Here is a 22,583-nt window from a genome sequence, read left to right on the forward strand (position 1 = left end):
AAGTCTAGAAAACAAGATGTTGGGCTTAGATTGTATAAGCTACAAGGGTAAAGCAGTTTGCAAAATCATTTCGGCTGGAACTGATAGCCAAACATTAAATTTGTTTGCATCGGGTGTAATCAAGACTGCTATGCCCAAATCCAAATCCATTCTGCACCCTGCGATCGCATCGTCGAGAGAGTTATAAGCTTTATCTACCACAAAAGTTTTGCCTAGATAAACGATCGCTTTTTCTGGGCCAGTAATTGTGTTGATAACGATCGAGCGAACTTGGTTTAGTGAATTGAGGATCATTGCTTTTTGCCATTTGAAAGAATTTTTCTATGAGATTAGTATCTCGTTCTATCAAGGCTGGGGTTGCGATCGCAAATCAATGCTCCTGTGATGTTGAGTGTGAGTAAATGCGATCAAGATCACAGGAGATCAAGGAAAAAGGAAAATATTGCTAGGGGTAGAGCATTTGTGACACTATCTCGTAACACTACCAAATCACCTGTAAATAGCTACATCGCCGTATTTTTTCATCTTTAGAGACTAATGGGGCTTTGTGAACTAGGCTGCTTGCTACGATTAAGCGATCGCTTGGATCGCCGTGAAATCCTCTAGGTAATCGAGTGGAACGTAACATGGGTATCGAGGATAATTACTGTTCCGCTTTCCATAGTAGATCGATTGGAGAAATGATATCGTTCTCAAATACGATACTGTCTTTGAGTGGATTGATATTTTCTGAGAGGCTATGATTTACAGTATGGGGAATGGGTTTACTGAATGCCAAGATGATGTGATGCAATATTTCTAGTTGGGTGTCGTCTATGGTATCAATGGCTGTTTTTAAAATTTCTCGACTAATCATGAGTTTAACCAAGATAAGAATTTGTTGTTGAAGTTTATTTTAGCAAAAAGCAATTTTATTCAAGGAAAAAGGAAAATATTTGTAGAGGTAGAGCATTTGCGCCAATATCTCGCAACTCTCCACTACAATCTTCATTCGCAAATGCTCTACCCTCTTTGCTTTCATCGATCATTTATCCATGCGGTTTGAGGATTGTCGATGAAACATAAGGGAAAAGAAAAATATTTGTTTACAGGTATTAAGGGCAGTGCATTCCCGCCACAGTTTATGAATTTTTAGATCCGTCTAAATCGGGAATGCACTGCCCTTAACCTTCAACTTTCACCCAAATTCTCAACCCGCCCAAAAACTTTAACATTCACTGACTATCTCCAAACCGCAGGGATAAATTGTTGGTGACAGCGAAGAGGGTAGAGCATTTGCGAATGAAGATTCGGGTGGAGAGTTGCGAGATAGTGGCGCAAATGCTCTACCCCTACATCTAATACCAAAACACAAAGTGGCACAGCCATTTTGTGTTTTTAAAGCCCTTACAGGGTTTGGTTTTTAATTCACAGAAGTGTTGTCACACTTTTGTGAATTGGTATAATTTATCAAAAAAATTTTTCCTTTTTCCTTTTTACCTTTTCCTTGATATGACAGGTAACGAAATGCTAGGATGCTGATTATGCTGTAGGAAATTGTCGGTTTACAAATCTTTATAGAGGTGTGAAAGCTTTATGGTTTACACTTCACAAGTCTCTGCGCGAGAGAAGAGACACAATTCTTTCCTATTTTATCATTAAAATTATAAACCTCCAATCTTACCGAAATTCGTGGGAGGCTTGCTGGGAGAGCATTTTGGGCATTTTTAGTGTCATTCATAAATTCAGTATACGTCCTCCAGCCCCCAGCACCAAATAAAAAACTATAATGTGGATGATACCAGCCAACTTTTGCCGCAAATTTTTTCCACACCTTCAAGTCATATTTACCAATCTCGCCGCCGCACTCCAGCCAGAGTTTTTTCTGAATGCTAAAACCAAATTTGCTACTGCTGTAATGCACCCATAACTGATCAATCGTTCGCAAGTCTTCGCAAGGAAAAGCCGCAATATGCTCAGTATCTAGCCAACCCTCTTTTTCGCGATTAGCAACCTGACACATCAATTTCGCCGTCAGTTCATCCGCTTTGCGCCATTCCTTTGCCTTCAGCAATTTCTCCAACTCGCGATAATCAATCTCCTTTGCGCTCACCAATTCCACAGGATTTTTCTTGATCTCTGGCACTGGTGACACTGGCGGAGTTTTTCTGCCAATAACTTCTCTTTGAAACTCTTTAGGAACCGCTGGGGGTGAAACTTGCGGTGATGAAGGAGTTTTACTACCACTAGAACTAACTGCTTCCCTTGGTTGAAGACTTGGAGCAGATTGCTTATTTGCCAAACGTTGAAAAGCTTTAATAGCCTTAATATCCGTCCCACCTGCCGCAACATTTACCCTTAGCCATAACTGAAAAGCTAAATCATAATCTCCTTCATTTTCAGCCTCAAGTGCATTTTCTCTAAGCAAAGCAATATCCGAGAGATTCGCAAACATAGGCAATAGGATGTAATGCAACTTCGTTTCAGGCTCAATCTTGACATAGGGCGACTGCACATAATTCTTGTACCTTTTTGTCAACTGCGGCACACGCGCCTTCAAATAATTAGCAAACCTCTCCACCGTCGCACAATTCCCCTCACCCTGAATCCGCAACGCCTCCAACAACACATTTGTAAACGCCCCTTGCCCAATCTCATCAATCTCATAGGAAACCTGTGACGGACTGCAAGAAAAGAACGTAATCACACCCTGTTGCTTCTCCTCACCGATGCCCATCCCCGCATTCTTCGCGCCATCACTGCGACAAGCATCGATCAACATCACCACATTATCCGCACCACTCCGCCGCAAGCGTTCCGTCACATAACCAATTGGAATCGCCAGATCGGGAATAGAACGCGGATTACCATCACTAGGCAACAGATAATCGCGCCCCTCACAAGGCATCCCATGACCACTAAAGTAAAACCATAGCGTATCCCCTGCCGATAGAAATGGATTGGCAAAGCGATCGCCTAAAAAAGACTTGAGCGTGCCATAGGTCGGCTGCGTCTTGCGTCCCTGAGCATTGCGCGGCGAATCATCGGTGAAAAAGTACAGATCGTCATTACTAACACCCAAATCCTGCATGAAAAAATCACGCATCCTCTCAGCATCGCTTTTGGCATACTTCAGAGGCGAAATCTCATCATAATCATTGATTCCGACAATTACCGCGCAATTTCTCGCCATAGCTTTAAACTGTCTCCGAAGCCTTAGAAACCTTGGGCAACTCAGCTCGTTTAAATTTTAACTCGATCGCACCCTTACCAGATGTCTCGATACCAGTACCCAATAGCTTAATCTCACCCTTACCCGAAATCTCTACCGCCAACTTAATCTCATCCAGTTGCAGTCCCGCTAGCGGATCGATTTGTTTTTGCGCATCAGCAAAGACTCGACCGATAATCCTTACAAACTCGGACATTTGCGTCGCTAGTGTCACTGCCTTAACACGACTTTCTTTAAGTTCTTCACCCGAAACTGTTGCTGTAGAAGAACCATAAGGATTATTACCTTTCCCGACAGCTTTCTGACCTGTTTCAGTAGATTGCGAGCGATCTTTGGGTTCACTCGTCACGATCCACAATTCCTCATCACCCCAATTTGATTCCTGCATTTTTGCCTCTAGACTGCATATTTCTAGCAATTATGCATTATTTTCTCACATTTGATAAGGAATCCAATAGGCGATCGGATTTAAAAACAACAGCCCATACAAATCTGGATTTTTAAGGTAAGGGGAAATCCCACCGTGGTTGCTTTGCCACTCTAGCAGCAGGATTGACATCTTCCCTTTGCGTAACATGAGTTAGTCAATTGCGCTCCATATGCTGAAAACCCTAAAATTAGTTTCATAATGAAAGTGGCTGGGTAAAGCAACTTTATGCACTCAAAATACTTCTAACATTATGTGAGTTGGATTTTGCAGCATTTGCTCCACTCAAACTAAATGATCGATCGCGACTGAGGATGGTTTTGTGAAACAAGGATTAATTAAATTTTTGGCAGCTAGCCTAATATTGTGCGGTGGCGTAAGCGCGATCGCAACTTTTCCCTTAGTCGCGCCGCCCCCTGCTAATGCCCAAGATGAAGATACAAATATTCGTGTCTATAAACAAGCTAGCCCCGCAGTCGTATCGATCCAGTCTCGCAGTGGTAATGGCAGTGGCTCAATTATTGATCCCAAGGGCTTGGTTTTGACTAATGCCCATGTAGTACGTGGCTCCACCACAGTAAATGTGATCCTGAGTGATAAGCGCCAATTTCGTGGGGTTGTCATTGCTAGCAGTCGCAATCCTGATCTTGCCATGATCAGACTAGAGGGCGTAACCACAAACCTCCCGACAATTCAAATTGCATCTTCCAATGGAATTCAAGTGGGGCAGAGAGCTTTTGCGATCGGTAATCCCTTCGGCCGTTTTGCAGGAACATTGACCACAGGGATCATTAGTCGCATTGACAGCGATCGCAAGTTATTGCAAACAGATGCGGCTCTAAACCCTGGGAATTCGGGGGGGGCCTTGCTGAACAGTCGTGCCGAACTAGTGGGAGTAAATACTGCTATTTTTACCACTAGTTCAGTCAATAGTGGCATTGGTTTAGCGATCGAGGCTGACACCGTTAAGCAATTTATTGCCGCAGTTCAACAAGGGACGATCGCGAATAATCCCACTCCTGCTGTTGCCAGTCCTACTGTTCTTAATCTTGATGGCAATGCGATCGCCTCAGTCTTAACAGCTTCAGACAATACTTTGCCCGATGGCAGCTATTACAAAGCCTATCAATTTCAAGGTAAAGCAGGACAATCATTAGTGATTGAAATGCGTGGTAATGGGATTGATCCCTATCTAGTTTTATTTGACTCAACAGGGCGCAAAATTGCGGAGGATGATGATGGCGGTGGCGGTAAGAATGCTCGGATTGCGGTTACTTTACCCAGTACTGGTAAATATACTCTCTATGCCAACTCCTATGAAGTCGGACAAACTGGCTCTTTCACGATCGCAGGTCGGCTGAGTAATAACTTCACTTCTCAATCACCAATTGAACCAACAGACGATCTCCGCATCATTTTACAGAAAAATGGAATATTAGGAACTCAGAGTCGAGTCTATGCTAAAGATGGTAGTCTCTTTGATGCTTTTAGTTTTAATGGTCTAGCAGGTCAAGTTGTTCAAATTGAACTTGTCAGTTCTGATTTTCATCCCTATTTAGTTTTATTTGCACCAGACAGCAGGGTATTGCAAGAAAACAATGGGTTACCCAGTCGTAAAAATGCCTCAATGACGCTCGAATTGCCTGTTACAGGAACCTATCGCACGATCGTTAATGCTTTTGATCCCAATGGCAAAGGTGCATACAAACTTATAGTCAAAACAGTTAGATAAAAGCCCTGCACTCAGGTGCGGGGTAAGAGCTAAAACCCGTTGAAACGGGTTAATTGAACTTATTCCGTAGTCCACTTCAGTGGACTTAAGCTTTTAGCCCGCACTTGAGTGCAGGGCTTGTTTGCTTGAGTGCTTCTAAAACTTTTCGATAATCCCTTGCGAACCACCGAGAAAATCTGCCAAGATGTAATAAATGTCGTTTGCTTTAAGGGAAGATTTGCGTGACTGTTGCTGCTTCTGTTTCTTCGCCTGATGTCAAGAGTTTGACCGATTCGGGAATTTATATTACAATTCACGGTCACTTTTATCAGCCTCCGCGTGAAAATCCTTACCTAAATGCGATCGAGCGGCAAGAAAGCGCGGCTCCTTTTCATGACTGGAATGCGCGGATTCACCATGAATGCTATCGCCCCAACGCATTCTCTCGGATTGAGCGCCATGATGGCAAAATCGTCAAGATCGTCAACAACTATGAGTACATGAGTTTCAACATGGGGCCAACACTGCTCTCATGGATGGAATTTCACGATCGCGATACCTACCAAGCGATTTTAGATGCTGATAAACGCAGCGCCGAGCGCCTTAATGGTCATGGCAATGCGATCGCACAGGTGTATAACCACATCATCATGCCCTTAGCGAATTGGCGGGACAAATTGACGCAAATTCGTTGGGGCAAAGAAGATTTTAAGGCGAGATTTGGGCGTGAGACTGAAGGGATGTGGTTGGCTGAGACTGCTGTAGACTATGAAACCCTTGAAGCTTTAGTTTTAGAGGGGATCAAGTTTATTATTCTCGCGCCATCTCAAGCCCAGCGCTGTCGTCCTCAACCCACTGAAAACAACCCTAACCCTGCATGGCAAGAAGTCGGCGGAGCACAGATTGATCCCAATCGTCCCTATCGTTGCTATTTGCGCCGCCATAATGCCAATAACAGCAATGTATCGGAACTTGGTCAATACCATTTGCCAGCAGATACTGATGCTTATATCGATGTATTTTTCTATGATGGGCCAATCTCGCGTGATATGGGCTTTGGCGATCTCTTAGGTAGCTCTCATAATTTTGCCAAGCGTCTTAGTCAAGCTGTACAGGGAGATCACCGTCCGCATCAGATTGTTTCGGTAGCAACCGATGGCGAAACTTTTGGACATCATAAGCACTTTACTGAAAAAACCCTTTCCTATGCCTTTGTCGAAGAATTTCCCAAGCGCGGCTGGAATGTCACTAATTATGCTCATTATTTAAGCCTCTTCCCACCCCAATGGGAAGCAGAGCTAAAATCTGTAACTGCTTGGAGTTGTGCTCACGGAGTCGATCGCTGGCAGGGTGGTTGTACATGTGGTGGCGAAGGATCTGGCTATCAACTCCTATGGCGGCGACCACTGCGCGATAGTCTCAACTGGCTACGCGATCGCCTAGCTGCTGTCTACGTAGATATCGGGCGCAAATATTTTAATGATCCTTGGGAAGCACGCGATCGCTATATTGACGTGCTGCAATATTCTCTGCGCGATGGCATATCTGAACATTCTCCAGTTTTAGAGAAATTTTTTGCGCAGCAGTCTGGGAGCAAAGTTTCGACCTCGGCTCAGAGGGTTGATGCTCTTAGGTTGTTGGAAATGCAACGCCACGCTTTGCTCATGTTTACGAGTTGCGGTTGGTTTTTTGAAGAATTATCACGACCTGAAACCGTACAGATTTTGCGCTATGCCGCCAGAGCGATCGAACTAGCAGCTGATGTTGCAGGAGTATTGCTAGAGGATGAGTTTATTCATCGCATGGCAAAATCACCCAGCAATCTCGTTGAATTTAAAGACGGTGAAGGAGTCTTTAAACATCAAGTGGCGACTAACCGCATTACCCTCGCTCAAGTTGCTGCCCAATATGCCCTTAGTTCGACGTTGGGTAACTATGCGCGATCGCAACAAATCTATTGCTACCAAATTCAACAACAGGATTATCAACTGCAACGGATTGGCTCAATGTCCTTAGCGATCGGGCAGATTCAATTAGTTTCTGGAATCACGCAAGAATCTGTAAATTACATTTTTGCAGTACTGCACCTTGGTGGTGATGACTTCCATTGCTGTATCCAACCCTTCACAGGAAGACGTGAATACGAAGAGATCAAAGCAACTCTATTTAAGGTTCTCAAACAAGCGAATACGGCAGCCGTAATTCTGACGATGGCTAGCAACTTTAGTGGTGAACAGTTCAATCTGCATCATCTCTTTGCGGAAGAGCGCCATCGAATTTTGCGAATGCTCGCCGATGAGACTTTGACTAGACTCGATCAGCTTTACGAACAAGTTTATCGTGATAACTATGGAATCTTGATCTCATTCCGTCGGGATGATCTACCAGTACCGCGTGAACTGCAAGTCGCAGCGGAGATTGTGCTAAACAATCGCCTCACCGAGGAACTCAAGCGATTAGAAACTGGCGAATCACTCCCGAACGTGGGATTAGATGCTGTCGCGATCGAGGCGCTTAATTTGGGCTGTAAGTTTACCCATGAGGAAGATGCCGAAATTCTCGAAAATTATATTTTGAGACAAATTCAGCAACTTTCGCAATTGCAAGATATCGACGAAAAGTCGCTATTTAGCTATCTCAATCAGATTGAGCAGTCTTTAGCAATTAGCGATCGCCTAGATCTGGAGTTAGATCTTGACCTTTCTCAAGAGGCTTTCCTCAACTATCTATCAGTAAGGATTGCCCCAAAGTGTGTACTTGCTAGACAGATTCTCGATTTGGAATCTACTCAAAAACAACCAATTCATATAGAGGTTAATCTTTGCGAAAGTATTTCTAATTTGGAGCTACATCAGTTAATTGATACAGCTAGTAAATTAGGTATTGCCACTGAAGCTTGGCTTCATGCTTAGATCCTGATTCCTAAACTGTAGGAGCAATTCATGAATTGCCCCTACAGTTTAGGAATTTCTTTTCAATCATTTAAAAATATCTAGATAATGCTTCCTCCTTTTATTGTTTTAGATCCATTTATTGAAGACTGGTTACGCGAAGATATCGGGCGTGGCGATCGCAGCACTAGTGGTTTATTTCCAGATGGTAATGCGCCTATTGGAAAGGCTGTGTGGATTGCCAAAGCTGATGGTGTGGTTGCAGGACTAGCAATCGCGGCACGAGTATTTTATTTGTTAGATCAATCAGTAAATTTCGTCGCGATCGCGCAGGATGGGAAACCTGTCAAATCAGGTGAACTGATCGCCGAAATTACGGGCAGCCTTGCCACATTGCTTATGGGCGAAAGAGTTGCGCTTAATTTAGTAATGCGATTATCAGGAATTGCTAGCTCTACGGCAGAATATGTCAAGGCGATTAGTAGCACGAAAGCGCATCTAGTTGACACCCGCAAAACTATTCCAGGAATGCGCATCTTAGAGAAATATGCCACTTTCATTGGTGGTGCGATCAATCATCGCTATGGCTTAGATGATGCAGTGATGCTTAAGGATAATCACATTGCGGCGGCTGGCGGCATCACAGAAGCGGTACAACGAGTACGCGAAAATATTCCATTTACCACATCGATTGAAGTAGAAACTGAGTCAATTCCTCAAGTAAAGGAAGCAGTGCAACTAGATCTTGATGTGATCATGCTCGATAATATGCCAGTAGAAATGATGCGGGAAGCAATCATTCTCATCCGCCAAAATAGCAGCCATACAAAAATCGAAGCTTCTGGCAACATTACGCTCAGTACCATTGCTCAAGTTGCAAATCTAGGTGTAGATTATATTTCCACTTCGGCAATGGTCACGCGATCGCATTGGTTAGACATCAGTATGCGAATTAGTTCCTAATTCATCTCATAACAAAATATGCAAGAAAGTATGTTTACGACTCTAATCTTACCCATTGCCTTAGCTCTAATCATGCTGGGGATGGGACTATCACTAAAGTTTGAGGATTTCCAACGGATTACAAAATATCCTAAAGCGGTGTCAGTGGGATTATTTAGTCAAATCGTCCTGTTACCAATCATCGGCTTTATAATTACACAGATTGTAGCAATGCCGCCTGCGATCGCAGTGGGATTGATGATTATTTCCATTGCCCCTGGTGGTGTGTCATCAAACATGATTACTTACCTCGCTGGTGGAGATGTAGCTTTGTCGGTGACATTGACGGTATGTAGTAGCATAATCACCATATTTACGATTCCGATCCTTGCAAATCTAGCTCTAAATCATTTTATCGGACAGAGCGCAGCGATCTCTTTGCCCATTGGAACAACAATGGGGCAGATCTTTTTAATTACGATTATTCCTGTTGTGATAGGAATGTATATACAGTATAGGTTTCCTGAGCTTTCCCGCAGTTTAGAAAAGGTTACTAGTCGCCTAGCAATCGGCTTTCTCGCTTTAATTATTCTGATTCTCGTTATTCGCGAATGGAGCCGATTACCTGAGTTTATTGTGCAGGCAGGTGTAGGAGTGATTTTGCTTAACTTGTTCTCAATGGTCGCAGGTTTTGTGATCAGTAAACTACTAAAGCTCAGTTCATCGCAGCAGATTTGTATAGCAATCGAAGTTGGAATACAGAATGGAACTTTAGCGATCGCGATTACAGCAGGAATGTTGGGAAATCAAGATATGGCAATCCCTGCGGCTATTTATAGTCTGTTCATGTATATGACTGGATTTGGGGCAATTCTCTATGGCAAGAGCTTATCGAAGAATGCCTTAGTTTGATAATAATTATTTTTCTATAGCGGCAATTAATTACCACTATGGGTCAAGGAACTACAATTATGGAATATGCAATTGATTTCGGGACGAGTAATACCGTTATAGCGAGAATTAATGAGAATGGAGAAATGGAAACGGTCAAACTAGCTGACTATAGCAGCCTCATTGCTGACAATCCGCCATTGATTCCTAGCTTTGTCTATGTGCAGGATGCTGCCAAAGAGCAGGTGCTAATTGGTCAAGAGGTTAGCGATCGCGGTTTAGACAACAAGAGTAATAAAGGCGAACAGCGATTTTTTAAAGCTTTCAAAAGAGCGATTGGCTCTAATATGTCCATGTTTGTACCAGAAGTAGATGGACGCGAAATAGAATTTGAACTAGTGGGAGAATGGTTTTTAAAAAAAATCATTGAGAGCTTACCAGATGTTGACTCATTAATATTTACGGTTCCAGTTGATAGCTTTGAGTCATATCGTAATTGGCTTGGAGAAGTTTGCGAGAAACTAACCGTAAATCAGGTGCGAATCCTAGACGAGCCTACTGCTGCTGCTTTGGGATATGGAATTAATGGTGGTGATGAAACTATCTTAGTAGTAGATTTTGGCGGTGGTACGTTAGATTTGTCATTAGTAAAATTATCTTTTGCGCAACTACAAACGGAATCTACCCAACCCAAATCACCTTTAGGTTTCTTATTAAAATGGGGCGATCGCACAGTTAAAAATAAACCTTTAACTAATAATCAAAGTTCACAAACCGCTAAAGTTCTCGCCAAAACTGGGCAAAATCTTGGTGGCATTGATATTGATAATTGGATCATTGATTACTTCCATTCCACTTTAGGCTTGCCGAAGAACTCGCTCATAGACCGCTTAGCTGAACGAATTAAGATCGCTCTTTCTAACGCTGAATCATCAACTGAGGTTTATTTTAATGATCAAACCTTTGAATCCTATGAATTAACTTTGACGCGATCGCAATTAAATCAAATCCTCGAACAGCATAAATTTTTTATTAATCTCGATAGCGCTCTTGATCGCATTCGCCAACAAGCAAATCGCCAAAATATTGATTTAGATCAAATCGAGGCAGTGCTCTTAGTAGGCGGTACATCCCAAATTCCTACTGTAAAAGAATGGGCTGTGCGGCATTTTCCTGTCGAGAAAGTAAAAGCTAATAAACCATTCGAGGCGATCGCTCATGGAGCAATTTCGCAGGGATGGGAATTAAAGGACTTTCTCTATCACAGCTATGGTGTACGCTTTTGGGACAAGCGCTACAAAAAACATAACTGGCATACGATTATTAAATCGGGTGAGACCTATCCATTACTCAAACCAGTAGAACTCACGCTTGGTGCATCTGTTGTCGATCAGCCAAGCATTGAGTTAGTTATTGGTGAGTTGGGTGAAACCAATGTAGAAGTTTATTTTGAAGATGACAGACTTGTTACCCGTGTTTTAGATGTCAAGCAAGTTGCAGCGCAGATTCTCAATGAGAATAGCAAGGCGATCGCGAAGCTTGATCCACTAGGGCAAACTGGTAGCGATCGCATCAAGGTTTCCTTCCAAGTAGACGAAAAGCGCACATTAAGAATTACAGTTCTTGATCTGTTAACCAAACAAAATTTATTAGCAGATATCCCTGTGGTGCAACTTGTATAGCAAGGTTTTTAAAAGCACAAAATGGCTACGCCATTTTGTGCTTTGGTATTGCTTAGCGCGAAGGTCCTAAACCAACAGCGCCAGCATAGACAGCTTGGCTGCCAAGTTCTGCTTCGATTCTTAGCAAACGGTTGTACTTAGCAACACGCTCACTACGACAGAGAGAACCTGTTTTGATTTGACCTGCACGAGTGGCAACGGCAAGATCGGCGATTGTGGTATCTTCAGTTTCACCAGAGCGATGGCTGATCACCGAGCGATAACCATTCTTGTCAGCAGTAGCGATCGCCTCCAAAGTCTCAGTCAAACTACCAATCTGATTGAGCTTAATCAAAATTGCACTAGCGCAACCTTCACGAATACCACGCTCTAGACGAGTCTTGTTGGTTACAAACAAATCATCACCCACCAACTGAGTATTGGTGAGTTGATCGGTCATTGCCTTCCAGCTAGCCCATTGATCTTCTTCCAGTCCATCTTCGATCGAGACAATCGGATACTTGGAGATCAGACCTTCGTAATAGTTGACAAACTCTTGAGGAGATAGAGATTTACCATCGATCGCATAGTTGCCATCTTTAAACAGCTCGTTAGATGCGACATCTAGCGCCAAAGCAACATCGACCCCTGGTTTATAGCCAGCTTTAGTGATTGCGTCGATCAGCAATTCTAGAGCTGCTTGGTTAGACTCTAGGTTAGGAGCAAATCCACCTTCGTCGCCGACAGCCGTTGATAAGCCTTTTTCATGAAGGATCGAGCTAAGCGCCGCGAATACTTCCGCACCGTAGCGCAATGCTTCTTTAAAAGTCGGTGCGCCTAATGGCACAATCATGAATTCTTGGATATCAACGTTGTTATCTGCGTGAGCGCCGCCATTGATAACGTTCATCAGGGGAACTGGCAAAACATTCGAGAGAGGTGTGCCCAGATAACGATATAGAGGCTGTCCGATCGCTGCGGATGCTGCTTTGGCATTAGCTAGAGATACTGCCAAAATCGCATTTGCACCAATTTCGGATTTATTGGGTGTGCCGTCCCGCTTGATCATAATCCGATCAACGAGTTCTTGATTCAGAGCATCTACCCCTTTCAGTTCGGGTAGTAGCTTTTCAGTAATGTTGCGAACTGCGATTAAAACCCCTTTGCCTCGGTAGCGTTTTTTATCTCCATCCCGCAATTCATGGGCTTCAAAACTACCTGTAGATGCGCCACTGGGAACCTGTGCGAGACCGATTGCGCCGTTGGCAAGTTTGACTTCCGCCTCAACGGTTGGGTTGCCGCGCGAATCGAGGATCTCTCGTGCAGCGATCGCAATGATTTCTGTGCCTTTAGTCACTTTGAGCTATTCCTTTAATGTTTTAAGTAAAGCTTTCGCAACAATCTTACAGTTTAGCGCTGTCCCATTTCTCAAATGTTAGGTGTTCATCAAAAAAGTTGACAAAATTCACTTTTAGGTATCGGTTATAGCTACACATCCAAAAGATAGTTGCGGCGCTTCGCGCCGCAACTATCTTTTGGATGTATCTCTTACATTGCTATATCTTTTGGGTTTGATGTCTTAACTTCTCTAGCTACAGCTAACCCAAAAGATAAAGATGCGGCGCTTCGCGCCGCATCTTTATCTTTTGGGTTTTGATTAACTGATGTTACGCAGAACGAGGTTACCGTCGCGCCCCCGTGCCAGCCCTAGACCTATGCTATGACAGGGATTCTATGCTGCGTAAGGTAACTGATTAACTAAAAATTGCTTTGGCTAAAGCTATTAATGCGATAAAACAAGAGCATCTAGTTTTCTGATTCTTTCAACCATGATTTTCATCACGTTAATTGCAAAATTAGGAGTTTGCTGTACCAAAAAGTTAAACCGCTTTTGATCTACGGGGACTAGCTTACATTCAGTTTTGGCGATCGCTGAGGCACTTCTGGGGCTGGAGTAAATCAGTGCCATTTCTCCAACAATGCCGCCAGCAGACGTGGTGTCCAATAACTTACCATCTATAAAAATTTCTACTTCCCCTTCGATGACCACATACATATGATCCGCGATTCCACCCTGTGCAAAGATTACTTGCCCTTCTGGGATAATCTCAAAGTCTTTGGTATTAGCAAACAAATCAATCGTAGTCAAAATTGAACTCCGCTTTATACAAAAGCAAATAAAAAAGTGAAATAGAAATACAACAAAGATTGTAATTGCAAATTAAACAGCTTTAGAAACAATTTAATCTCTTGAAATAATTGATGATATTTACTACTGCTGCTAGTTTTAAGGCTTAATTAAAATTTGACAGCTTAAATTTGTGAGTGCATCTAACAAGGTTAAATTTACATTAACTTGAGGTTAAAAGCTCGTAATAACTGTGCAATTAAAACCACGATCGCTGCGCCAATAGTTGTATTAATTCCATTGACAAGTTCATTAGTGAGCCAGTCATATTTTTCTTGTAAAGTGGCTCCGATCAAGCTTTCAATATTTGTGGCGACGAAAGCAGCGATCGCACACCAAAGCAGATCCCAAGGACTAGTTAGTAATCCCACCGCCCAACCAATTGCTGCCATTAATAGCGAACCGATAACTCCAGCGATTGTACCTTCTAGACTGACAGCTCCCTCAGTTCCTGCTTCAACTGGCTTGAGCGTGGTGATCAAAAATGTACTTTTACCGTAAGCTTTGCCAATTTCGCTAGCAGTCGTATCCGCAAGTTTGGTGCTGAGGCTAGCGACATATGCCAATAACCAAAGCGGATTGGGAGCAATTGCTTGCCCGATCGCACAGAAAGCACCAGTCGCCGCCGATCCCCAAAGATTTTCGGGGCCTCTTGCGCCATCGCGTTTTTCAGCAATGCCTTTTGCTTCTTTGATATCCTTGCCAATTCGAGTTACCCCCGAACCGACGATCAGATAGCTTAAAATAACGACATAGCCTTGCCATCCTAGACAGCCCCAGACTGTAATTCCCAAAGCCCATGCATGACAAATGCCTGCGGTGGTTAAGACTTTACGTGGTAATAGTAAGGCGATCGCACCGAGAAGCGTATTAAGGGCGATCGCGATCAACCAGCCCTGTGAAATGGGGAAACTATTTATCATGGAAGTCAATCTTAAAAATTAGTAAGGTTGGAATTGCCCACCCTACTGCCTATTTATTCAAAATACTACGGAGTAAAAATAATGACAGAAGCACTTGAGCTGTTTTGGGGAAATTTAAGTGGTTTTATGGTTTGGAATCTTTTCTTAGCAATAATTCCTTGCGCACTTAGTTTTATTTTATTTGCAAAGCGATCGCCAAAACGACTACCTTTAAATCCGATCTGGTGGTTCGGCTTAGCAACTTTCATCTTATTTTTGCCCAATGCGCCTTATATCATTACCGATATTATTCATTTTGTGGATGATGTCCGAATGCCAAACGTTTCTGACAACGGCATAATCTTCATCTTAATTCCGCAATATATCGTTTTTATATTATTAGGTTTTCAGTGCTACGTGGCTTCAGTCATGAAGCTCATCAAATATTTAGGTTGGCTGAAGATAATTAAAAATACAACTTGGCTCGAAGTAAGCGTAAATTTTATCTGCGCTTTTGGTGTGTATTTGGGACGATTTAATCGATTAAATAGTTGGGATTTGTTCACTAACCCCCTAAATGTTGTTCGCAATACAATTTATAACTTTGCAAGCCCTAATTTTCTCTTTGGCACAATTTTATTTTTCATCACCTTTACTGGGCTTTATTACATTTTCAAATGGATTAATATGTCGCTAGTCTTCTACTGGCACAATCGCTCTAACCAAGTTTCGGCATAACCTATATGAAAGAGCATCAGTTCGATATCTCGATCTTTATTTTGGATTATGCCTATGAAATTATTTGTCAAAATTTCCATGTTTCCGTACAGCAGTTTTTTTTGAGCAAAAACTGCTGTAATACCAATAGATAGTTTGCAATATTCACCATAAAATTTATGCCTCTCGCGACCTACGGTTCTTGGAAATCGCCAATTAGTTCAGATTTGATCGTTTCTAGTAGTATTCGCCTCGGCGCGATCGCCATTGATGGAGGTAATGTCTATTGGAATGAAGGCAGACCACAAGAATTAGGGCGTAATGTGATCATGCGCTATGACATGGATGGTAATTATCGCGAAATGACACCCGCATCAATCAATGTGCGATCGCTAGTCCATGAATACGGCGGCGGCGAATATCTGGTAAGCGATGGACGTATCTATTTCTCTAACTTTAGCGATCGCCGCATTTATCGTAAAGTTGGCGGTGGATCATGCAAACCACTGACGACCGAAAGTGCCTATCGTTATGCCGATTTTGTTTGGAATCGGATTTATGGCAAGTTGATTTGTGTTCGCGAAGATCATACGAGTGGAGGTGAGCCGATTAATACTTTGGTGGCGGTAGATACCAGCAACGGCGAAGATATTCAGGTATTGGTCACAGGAGCAGATTTTTATGCTTCGCCTAGATTGAATTCTACTGGCGATAAACTCGCATGGATTAGTTGGAATCACCCGAATATGCCTTGGGATGGAACTGAACTTTGGGTAGCCGATCTTGTGGAATCAGATACAGGCGTTCTCACAATTCAAAATCCACAACTGGTCGCAGGAGGTACTGAAGAATCTATATTTCAGCCAGAATGGTCACCCGATGGGAAGCTCTACTTTGTTAGCGATCGCACAGGTTGGTGGAATCTTTATCGTACTTCAGTAGAAGATATTGCTATTGAAGCTATCTGTCCAAAGTCTGCTGAGTTTGGTTTACCGCAGTGGGTATTTGGCATGTCTACCTATGACTTTACAGGTGATGGTAAAATCCTCTGTTCCTATACAGAACATGGTAAATCTCATTTAGCAATTCTCGATCCTGCTAATCTAGAAATAGGTTTACAAGAAATCTCTACGCCCTTTAGTTCCATCTCAGGATTGCACTGCGAAGGCGATCACGCTGTTTTTCATGGTGGTTCGGCAACGGAGCCAACTGCGATCATATTAATGGATTTGCGAACAGGAACTTATCAAAAAGTACGGGTTGCCTCAGATCTACAGCTTGACCCAGACTATATTTCCGCAGCTCAGCCGATAGAGTTTCCCACCGAAAATGGGAAGACATCCTATGGATTATTCTATCCTCCGAAAAACAAAGATTTTCAAGCAGATGATTCCGAAAAACCACCTTTGTTAGTCAAAAGTCATGGTGGCCCCACCGCTTCGACTTCAGGAAGTTTAAGCCTCGGCATTCAATATTGGACAAGTCGTGGCTTTGCGGTGCTAGATGTGAACTATGGCGGCAGTACAGGCTATGGACGCGAATATCGCGATCGCCTTAAGGGGAATTGGGGCATCGTCGATGTGGATGACTGCGCAAATGGAGCGAAATTTCTTGCCGATAAGGGTTTAGTAGATGGCGATCGCCTTGCGATTTCGGGAGGGAGTGCTGGCGGCTATACGACACTTTGCGCCTTGACATTTCGCGATGATTTCAAAGCAGGGGCTAGTCATTATGGCATTTGCGATCTCGAAGCTCTTGCTACGGATACCCATAAATTTGAGTCACGCTATCTCGATAGTCTAATCGGCAAATATCCTGAACAGAAAGAAATTTACATTCAGCGATCGCCCATTCATTTCACCGAAAAACTTTCCTGTGCGATCGCCTTTTTCCAAGGTTTAGAAGATAAGGTCGTGCCACCCAATCAAGCGGAAATGATGGTGGATGCTCTACGTCAAAAGGGTTTACCCGTTGCCTACGTTCCCTTTGAAGGCGAACAGCACGGCTTCCGCAAAGCCGAAAATATCAAACGCGCCCTCGATGGTGAGTTCTATTTCTACGCACAAATTTTTGGCTTTTCTCCTGCTGACGAAATTGAAGCGATTGCGATCGAAAATCAATAAGGATTTGAGAGCTTTGCGCTCTCAAATCCTTACAGAAAAAAAATTAAAACAAAAAACTCGAATTTCCTTGGGAATATCTTTTCAGAATGAATATACTCAATATTGCCATTGGATTCTCAATTCTTCTATACTTTGCAATCCCTTGGATAGGAATTTTGACTGGATTTTATCATTTCTTACCTCCCACTTTAGTTGCCTTATTATCGTCATCTGCCACCTTTTACGTCCTTGTCACGGGAGTCTTTTTGTGCCTAAGATTCACTTGCCTGTATAAATATTTAAAGCTAACTAAAGGCATTCAAATTACGTTTGCAATATCTAATATTCTAATTATTGGAAGCATTATTCTCACTAATCTAGGATTAAAAGGCGCTGATGGACCAGTCGGTTTTGCTGTTATGCTTTTCTTTGGAATGTTTACGTTGTTAGGACTAATTATCCTTTTATTTGGAGCCGTAGCTCTATTAATTAGATCATATCAGAAGTTCAGGGAAAGATAAATTTAGAATTTTGAAGTTGTAGAGATATTAAGTGTTAAAAATAATTGTATTTTTGGCTTATAAATGTCAGGCTCGATCAATTAGGCTTTTGACATAATTTAGGAAGTCGATACAAGTCAGCAACCCCGATGATAAAGAGACGGGGCAGCCTATCAATTAAGGAGCCGAGCCAATATCTGTTTGAGGGACGCGATCGCAAGACGGGCGAACTCAAGTGGACTGGTACTCGTGTTGACCTCATTTTCGGTTCAACCTCGCAGCTACGAGCGCTTGCGGAAGTATACGGATGTAAGGACTCTTAGTCGAGGTTTGTGCATGACTGTGCATGACTTTGTAGCGGCGTGGGACAAGGTGATGAACCTTGATCGCTTTGACCTCAAATAGAAAAAATAAATAATTGATCCCCAAAACGTTGTGGCGAGCTAAGCCCGCCATAACGTTTTGGGGTTTTATATGGATCGTTTTTAGAGTTTTCCTAATCAAATTACATGGTTTAGATCCGACGGCGAGAGGCGATCGTGAATGATTTGACCATCGCGGAACCAGATAATCCGATGCGAATTTCGAGCTACATCAGCTTCGTGTGTGACCATCACCACTGTAATACCACTAGCATTCAACTCACCAAATAGTTCCATTACTTCCTGAGTAGTATGCGAATCTAGCGCCCCTGTGGGTTCATCGGCTAGCAACATTACAGGATTATTAACGATCGCCCTTGCGATCGCAACTCTCTGCTGTTGTCCACCCGACATTTGATTCGGTCGATTATTTAACCGATGTCCCATCGCAACCCGTTCCAGCGCTGCCGCCGCCCGTTCTTTTTGTTCCTTAGGACGAATATTGGCATAAGCCATTGGCAACATCACATTCTCCATTGCTGAGAGTTGTGGTAACAGATGATATTGCTGAAAGATGAAGCCGATTTTGAGATTGCGAACTTTAGCAAGATCGCGTTCCTCCATATGAGAGACATCTTGTTCATCTAGAAAATATTGCCCTGACGTGCTGCTATCAAGGCAACCAATGATGTTCATACAAGTAGATTTACCCGAGCCAGAAGCACCCATGATCGCGCAATATTCGCCTTCTTTAATCACAAAGCTAACATCATCTAGTGCCTTCACTAGCGTATCGTCCCGACCATAAAATTTACAAACATTATTCAGTCGGACGATTTCACGGCGAGAATCATCAGCTATTTCGGGAATTGATGCGATCGCACTAGTAGTAGTCATTTTTTAAGGAAAAAGAAGAAAGGAAAAAAGAAAAAAGTAGGATGGGTTAGGCGTAGCCGTAACCCATCAAAGCAGGCTAAATACTTCTCAAAGCCACAATTGGATCGAGTCGGGCTGCTTGTCGCGCAGGAAAGATGCCAAAAAATAGACCAATCCCACCCGATACTCCCACAGCAAGGCATATTGCGCTGATGGATACACCAGCTTGTAATGGAGAAACTGCGGCGATCAGTAGAATGCCGCCAACGCCAATACCTGTACCGATTGCACCACCTAGCAACGACAAAATCACCGCTTCAATTGTGAACTGGGTGAGAATATCGCTGGGTGAAGCACCAATCGCTTTGCGAAGTCCGATTTCGCTTGTGCGCTCAGTGACTGACACCAGCATAATATTCATAATGCCAATACCGCCAACTAGTAGGGAAATACCTGCGATCGCAGCAAGCATGATCGTTAATGCACCTGTAATATTCCCAACAATTGCTAGCGCGTCCTGTTGGGTACGAATTGTAAATGTATCGTCAGCATTGACATCAGAAGTACGGTGGCGCAATCGCAATAGATTTGAGATTTGGAATTGAGCAGCGTCTACATTGTCGTTACTAGTTGCTGACACATTAATTACAGCAACAGCAACTCCATAGGGGGAAGTTTTGCCAGTCAGTCGGCTAGACATGGTCGTAATCGGCATAAAAATTGTGTCATCTTGGTTCGTACCCAGAAAAGCGCCTTTTTCCGACATTATGCCGATCACTTCATAGCTAGTACCGCGCATTCTCACCGTCTGTCCAATAGCCGATCCCTGTGGAAATAACTCTTTCGCGATCGCAGCTCCGACTGTGATCACTCGCGCATTCCGCTTAATATCTTCCTCGTTAAAAAAGCGACCTGCGCTAACTTCGGCATTGCGGACGATCGCATAGGTGTCCGTCGTCCCGATCAGGGTGGCACGTTTAGTATTGTTACCTGCGATCGCCAGCTCGGAGCCATTAATCTGCGCGGCAACACTGCGAACGGTAGGTACTTGGGTAGCGATCGCTTCGGCATCGGCAAGTACTAAGCGATTGGGCGGCGCAATTACATTCCGTCGCGCATTGTCTGTACCAGTAATCACAAAAATTACGTCAGTACCAAGGGACTGAAACTGTTCAGCAGCATATTTTTGTGCGCCTTGACCGATCCCAACCATCAAAATTACCGAGGCATTGCCGATGATGATACCGAGCATCGTCAATGTGCTACGCAAGCGATTAGCGGCAAGGGTTTTGCCTGCCATCCGAAAGCTTTCCCAAGTATCCATCCTTAAATTTCCTGATGTGTGCGATCAACTTACACCAAGTTTAGAGCTAAACCTGAGTGATGGCTTCAACCATTGGACTGGAATCTTGTGGAGATTTTGCCGCAGGCAAAAAGAAAACTTTAAAACCTTAAGTACCTAAATTACCCAAAACCGTAAGATTATACCAAATCACAAAGTGGCGCAGCCATTTTGTGATTTTAAAACCCTTACAGGGTTTGTTTTTTAGTTCACAAAAGTGTTGTCACACTTTTGTGAATTGGTATTACGCCCCATGCGGAGATTAACCTTACGGTTTTGAGTTTGTAATTAATTATGCTCATCTACTTAGTGCTTCCTGAAAAAGTACAAAAGCTTACTACATAAGGGCTTTAAGTTTTTTTGTCATAAAAAGTGCAAGGTTATAGCATCTAGAGGCTCAAAACCCTTGCACTTCAGTAGAAAATCGCTGGGTAAATTTGGGAAATATGCGACAAAATACTATTTTTAAAGCTGTATTGCCTTTAAATTAGCTCTGTAGACTTTTTCAGGAAGCCCTACTTAATAGATCGCTTGAGCTTTGACGAGTTGTCTTTTGACTTAGATCGCCTATTCACACGAGGATGGCAAAGCCTCGTAGTAGTAATGGCTTTTTGAAATCTCTAGCAACCAAATCTTAGGCATATTCTTAAAATCCAGATAAACATTTACAAGAGCTTATTCTCATTTGTTTAGACTAAAATAGCTGCATCCGCAAATCTAATCCTTCATTGAGTATTGAAAATACTATGCTGGAATACCTTCCACCGTTAAATGATCATAATTTGCCATATCCCGACACAATTCATCCGATTGTGGTGCATTTTGTGATCGCAATGGTGTTGTTTGCAGTGGTATGCGATGCGATCGGCTACTTCACCCGTAACCCTCGACTCTACGAAGTGAGCTGGTGGAATCTATTTTTTGCCACAATTTCTATCTTTATTGCGATTATCTTTGGACAAATTGAAGCAGGACTCGCAGAACCTTATAGTTCAGTAGAACCTACATTGAATTTACATACCATCATCGGTTGGTCGCTATCGGGAATCATTGCTGCGATTACGGGATGGCGCTATGTGCTACGAGTTAATGATCCTAAGACCTTACCTGTTTCATTTCTGGGCGCAGGTTTGTTACTCACAGGAATAGTTCTTTTTCAAGTTTATTTAGGCGATCTACTGGTTTGGGTCTATGGACTACATACCATACCAGTGGTAGAAGCTTTAAAGGAGGCTGGTTTGAAATGATTGCGACTTTAATCGATCAATTACATGGTCAATTGGGCTTAAATGGTTTGCCCTATAGCATTCCCATCCATCCCAATCTAGTTCACATGACCCTTGGCTTATTCATTGTAGCGATCGGGTTTGATTTTGTGGGCGTATTTTTCGTTTTAGAAAAACCTCTATTTAAATTTATGGCGATCCCTGCGGCGAGGTCGAACTTTTTTGATGTCGGTTGGTACAACATGGTCGCCGCCTCAATTATCACTTTCTTCACTGTCGGCGCGGGTTTTTACGAAATCTTACTAGCTACACCTGATGAGAATGTCAAAAGTGCTTGGGGATTTCAAGCGATGGAGACGATGATCTGGCATGGTGTCGGCGGTGTGCTTTTGTTGGCGCTGATTGTAGGAATGACTGTCTGGCGTGGCTTTCAGCGTTTTCTTTGGCGCAAGGATATGGGTCAACAGGTGCAATGGAGCTATTTGCTGGCAGGATTGGTAATTTTTGCGATCATGTTTGTGCATGGGACTTTGGGCGCACAGCTTGCCTCAGAGTTTGGGGTGCATATCACTGCCGATCGCCTGTTACGCTTGGGTAAGAATGTCGATCTCAATCAGTTACTGAAATAGGGAGA

The 22,583-nt window shown here is 43.1% G+C and carries 20 protein-coding genes and 1 pseudogene; 10 read left to right on the forward strand and 11 right to left on the reverse strand.

The window, feature by feature from the left end:
• Positions 1–39: 39 nt before the first annotated feature.
• The 6 genes from CQ839_RS15305 to CQ839_RS25720 all read right to left on the reverse strand — a co-directional run bounded on the left by CQ839_RS15305 (position 40) and on the right by CQ839_RS25720 (position 3,770).
• Positions 40–294: a hypothetical protein gene (locus CQ839_RS15305; protein ID WP_103669155.1), complete on the reverse strand. Its 255-nt coding sequence runs from the start codon at positions 292–294 to the stop codon at positions 40–42.
• A 187-nt stretch (positions 295–481) separates the two neighbouring features.
• Positions 482–628 carry a hypothetical protein gene (locus CQ839_RS15310; protein WP_181016214.1) on the reverse strand — a complete coding sequence of 49 codons (147 nt, stop codon included), beginning with the start codon at positions 626–628 and terminating at the stop codon, positions 482–484.
• A gap of 15 nt (positions 629–643) precedes the next feature.
• Positions 644–856: a hypothetical protein gene (locus CQ839_RS15315; protein ID WP_103669156.1), complete on the reverse strand. Its 213-nt coding sequence runs from the start codon at positions 854–856 to the stop codon at positions 644–646.
• Between the two features lie 717 nt (positions 857–1,573).
• Complete coding sequence (locus tag CQ839_RS15320; protein WP_103669157.1) at positions 1,574–3,172, reverse strand: GUN4 domain-containing protein; 1,599 nt, start codon at positions 3,170–3,172, stop codon at positions 1,574–1,576.
• Positions 3,173–3,176: 4 nt separating this feature from the next.
• The gene (locus tag CQ839_RS15325) at positions 3,177–3,599 is read right to left on the reverse strand and encodes a hypothetical protein (protein WP_103669158.1); all 423 of its coding nucleotides are present in this window, start codon (positions 3,597–3,599) and stop codon (positions 3,177–3,179) included.
• Positions 3,600–3,644: 45 nt separating this feature from the next.
• Entirely contained in the window at positions 3,645–3,770 is a 126-nt protein-coding gene (locus tag CQ839_RS25720) for a hypothetical protein (protein ID WP_258040752.1), read from the reverse strand.
• 190 nt (positions 3,771–3,960) lie between these two features.
• Between CQ839_RS25720 and CQ839_RS15330 the strand changes: the two genes are divergently transcribed.
• The 5 genes from CQ839_RS15330 to CQ839_RS15350 all read left to right on the forward strand — a co-directional run bounded on the left by CQ839_RS15330 (position 3,961) and on the right by CQ839_RS15350 (position 11,755).
• The gene (locus tag CQ839_RS15330) at positions 3,961–5,370 is read left to right on the forward strand and encodes a trypsin-like peptidase domain-containing protein (RefSeq protein WP_103669159.1); all 1,410 of its coding nucleotides are present in this window, start codon (positions 3,961–3,963) and stop codon (positions 5,368–5,370) included.
• A gap of 221 nt (positions 5,371–5,591) precedes the next feature.
• Positions 5,592–8,261 (forward strand): DUF3536 domain-containing protein, encoded by a 2,670-nt coding sequence (locus CQ839_RS15335; RefSeq protein WP_103669160.1) that lies wholly within the window; start codon positions 5,592–5,594, stop codon positions 8,259–8,261.
• 87 nt (positions 8,262–8,348) lie between these two features.
• Complete coding sequence (nadC, locus tag CQ839_RS15340; protein WP_103669161.1) at positions 8,349–9,203, forward strand: carboxylating nicotinate-nucleotide diphosphorylase; 855 nt, start codon at positions 8,349–8,351, stop codon at positions 9,201–9,203.
• A gap of 18 nt (positions 9,204–9,221) precedes the next feature.
• Positions 9,222–10,094 (forward strand): bile acid:sodium symporter family protein, encoded by an 873-nt coding sequence (locus CQ839_RS15345; protein ID WP_103669162.1) that lies wholly within the window; start codon positions 9,222–9,224, stop codon positions 10,092–10,094.
• 59 nt (positions 10,095–10,153) lie between these two features.
• The gene (locus CQ839_RS15350) at positions 10,154–11,755 is read left to right on the forward strand and encodes an Hsp70 family protein (RefSeq protein ID WP_103669189.1); all 1,602 of its coding nucleotides are present in this window, start codon (positions 10,154–10,156) and stop codon (positions 11,753–11,755) included.
• A 52-nt stretch (positions 11,756–11,807) separates the two neighbouring features.
• On the opposite strand, the gene eno is transcribed toward CQ839_RS15350, so the two are convergent.
• The 3 genes from eno to CQ839_RS15365 all read right to left on the reverse strand — a co-directional run bounded on the left by eno (position 11,808) and on the right by CQ839_RS15365 (position 14,845).
• Entirely contained in the window at positions 11,808–13,091 is a 1,284-nt protein-coding gene (gene eno / locus CQ839_RS15355) for a phosphopyruvate hydratase (protein ID WP_103669163.1), read from the reverse strand.
• A gap of 426 nt (positions 13,092–13,517) precedes the next feature.
• Positions 13,518–13,883: a cyclic nucleotide-binding domain-containing protein gene (locus CQ839_RS15360; protein WP_103669164.1), complete on the reverse strand. Its 366-nt coding sequence runs from the start codon at positions 13,881–13,883 to the stop codon at positions 13,518–13,520.
• A gap of 197 nt (positions 13,884–14,080) precedes the next feature.
• On the reverse strand, positions 14,081–14,845 hold the full coding sequence (locus tag CQ839_RS15365; protein ID WP_103669165.1) for a TIGR00297 family protein: 765 nt from the start codon (positions 14,843–14,845) through the stop codon (positions 14,081–14,083).
• 81 nt (positions 14,846–14,926) lie between these two features.
• Between CQ839_RS15365 and CQ839_RS15370 the strand changes: the two genes are divergently transcribed.
• From CQ839_RS15370 to CQ839_RS15385, 3 genes and pseudogenes are all read left to right on the forward strand, one after another.
• Positions 14,927–15,562, forward strand: coding sequence for a DUF1361 domain-containing protein (locus CQ839_RS15370; RefSeq protein ID WP_103669166.1), 636 nt, complete (start codon positions 14,927–14,929; stop codon positions 15,560–15,562).
• Positions 15,563–15,720: 158 nt separating this feature from the next.
• Positions 15,721–17,664, forward strand: coding sequence for a S9 family peptidase (locus CQ839_RS15375; protein WP_103669167.1), 1,944 nt, complete (start codon positions 15,721–15,723; stop codon positions 17,662–17,664).
• Positions 17,665–18,340: 676 nt separating this feature from the next.
• Positions 18,341–18,548: pseudogene (locus CQ839_RS15385) on the forward strand (hypothetical protein); the annotation flags it as partial.
• Between the two features lie 95 nt (positions 18,549–18,643).
• On the opposite strand, the gene CQ839_RS15390 reads toward CQ839_RS15385, so the two are convergent.
• Both CQ839_RS15390 and CQ839_RS15395 read right to left on the reverse strand, forming a co-directional pair.
• A complete protein-coding gene (locus tag CQ839_RS15390) occupies positions 18,644–19,402 on the reverse strand; it encodes an ABC transporter ATP-binding protein (RefSeq protein WP_103669169.1) in 759 nt (252 codons plus the stop codon).
• A gap of 76 nt (positions 19,403–19,478) precedes the next feature.
• Positions 19,479–20,705, reverse strand: a complete 1,227-nt coding sequence (locus CQ839_RS15395) for an ABC transporter permease (RefSeq protein WP_103669170.1) — start codon at positions 20,703–20,705, stop codon at positions 19,479–19,481.
• A 764-nt stretch (positions 20,706–21,469) separates the two neighbouring features.
• Between CQ839_RS15395 and CQ839_RS15400 the strand changes: the two genes are divergently transcribed.
• The gene (locus CQ839_RS15400) at positions 21,470–21,970 is read left to right on the forward strand and encodes a DUF2231 domain-containing protein (RefSeq protein WP_103669171.1); all 501 of its coding nucleotides are present in this window, start codon (positions 21,470–21,472) and stop codon (positions 21,968–21,970) included.
• Positions 21,967–22,578 carry a DUF2231 domain-containing protein gene (locus CQ839_RS15405; protein WP_103669172.1) on the forward strand — a complete coding sequence of 204 codons (612 nt, stop codon included), beginning with the start codon at positions 21,967–21,969 and terminating at the stop codon, positions 22,576–22,578. Before CQ839_RS15400 ends, CQ839_RS15405 begins: the two co-directional genes overlap by 4 nt.
• Positions 22,579–22,583 lie beyond the last annotated feature (5 nt).

It is taken from the genome of Pseudanabaena sp. BC1403 (assembly GCF_002914585.1).
In the GTDB taxonomy this organism is placed as follows: domain Bacteria; phylum Cyanobacteriota; class Cyanobacteriia; order Pseudanabaenales; family Pseudanabaenaceae; genus Pseudanabaena.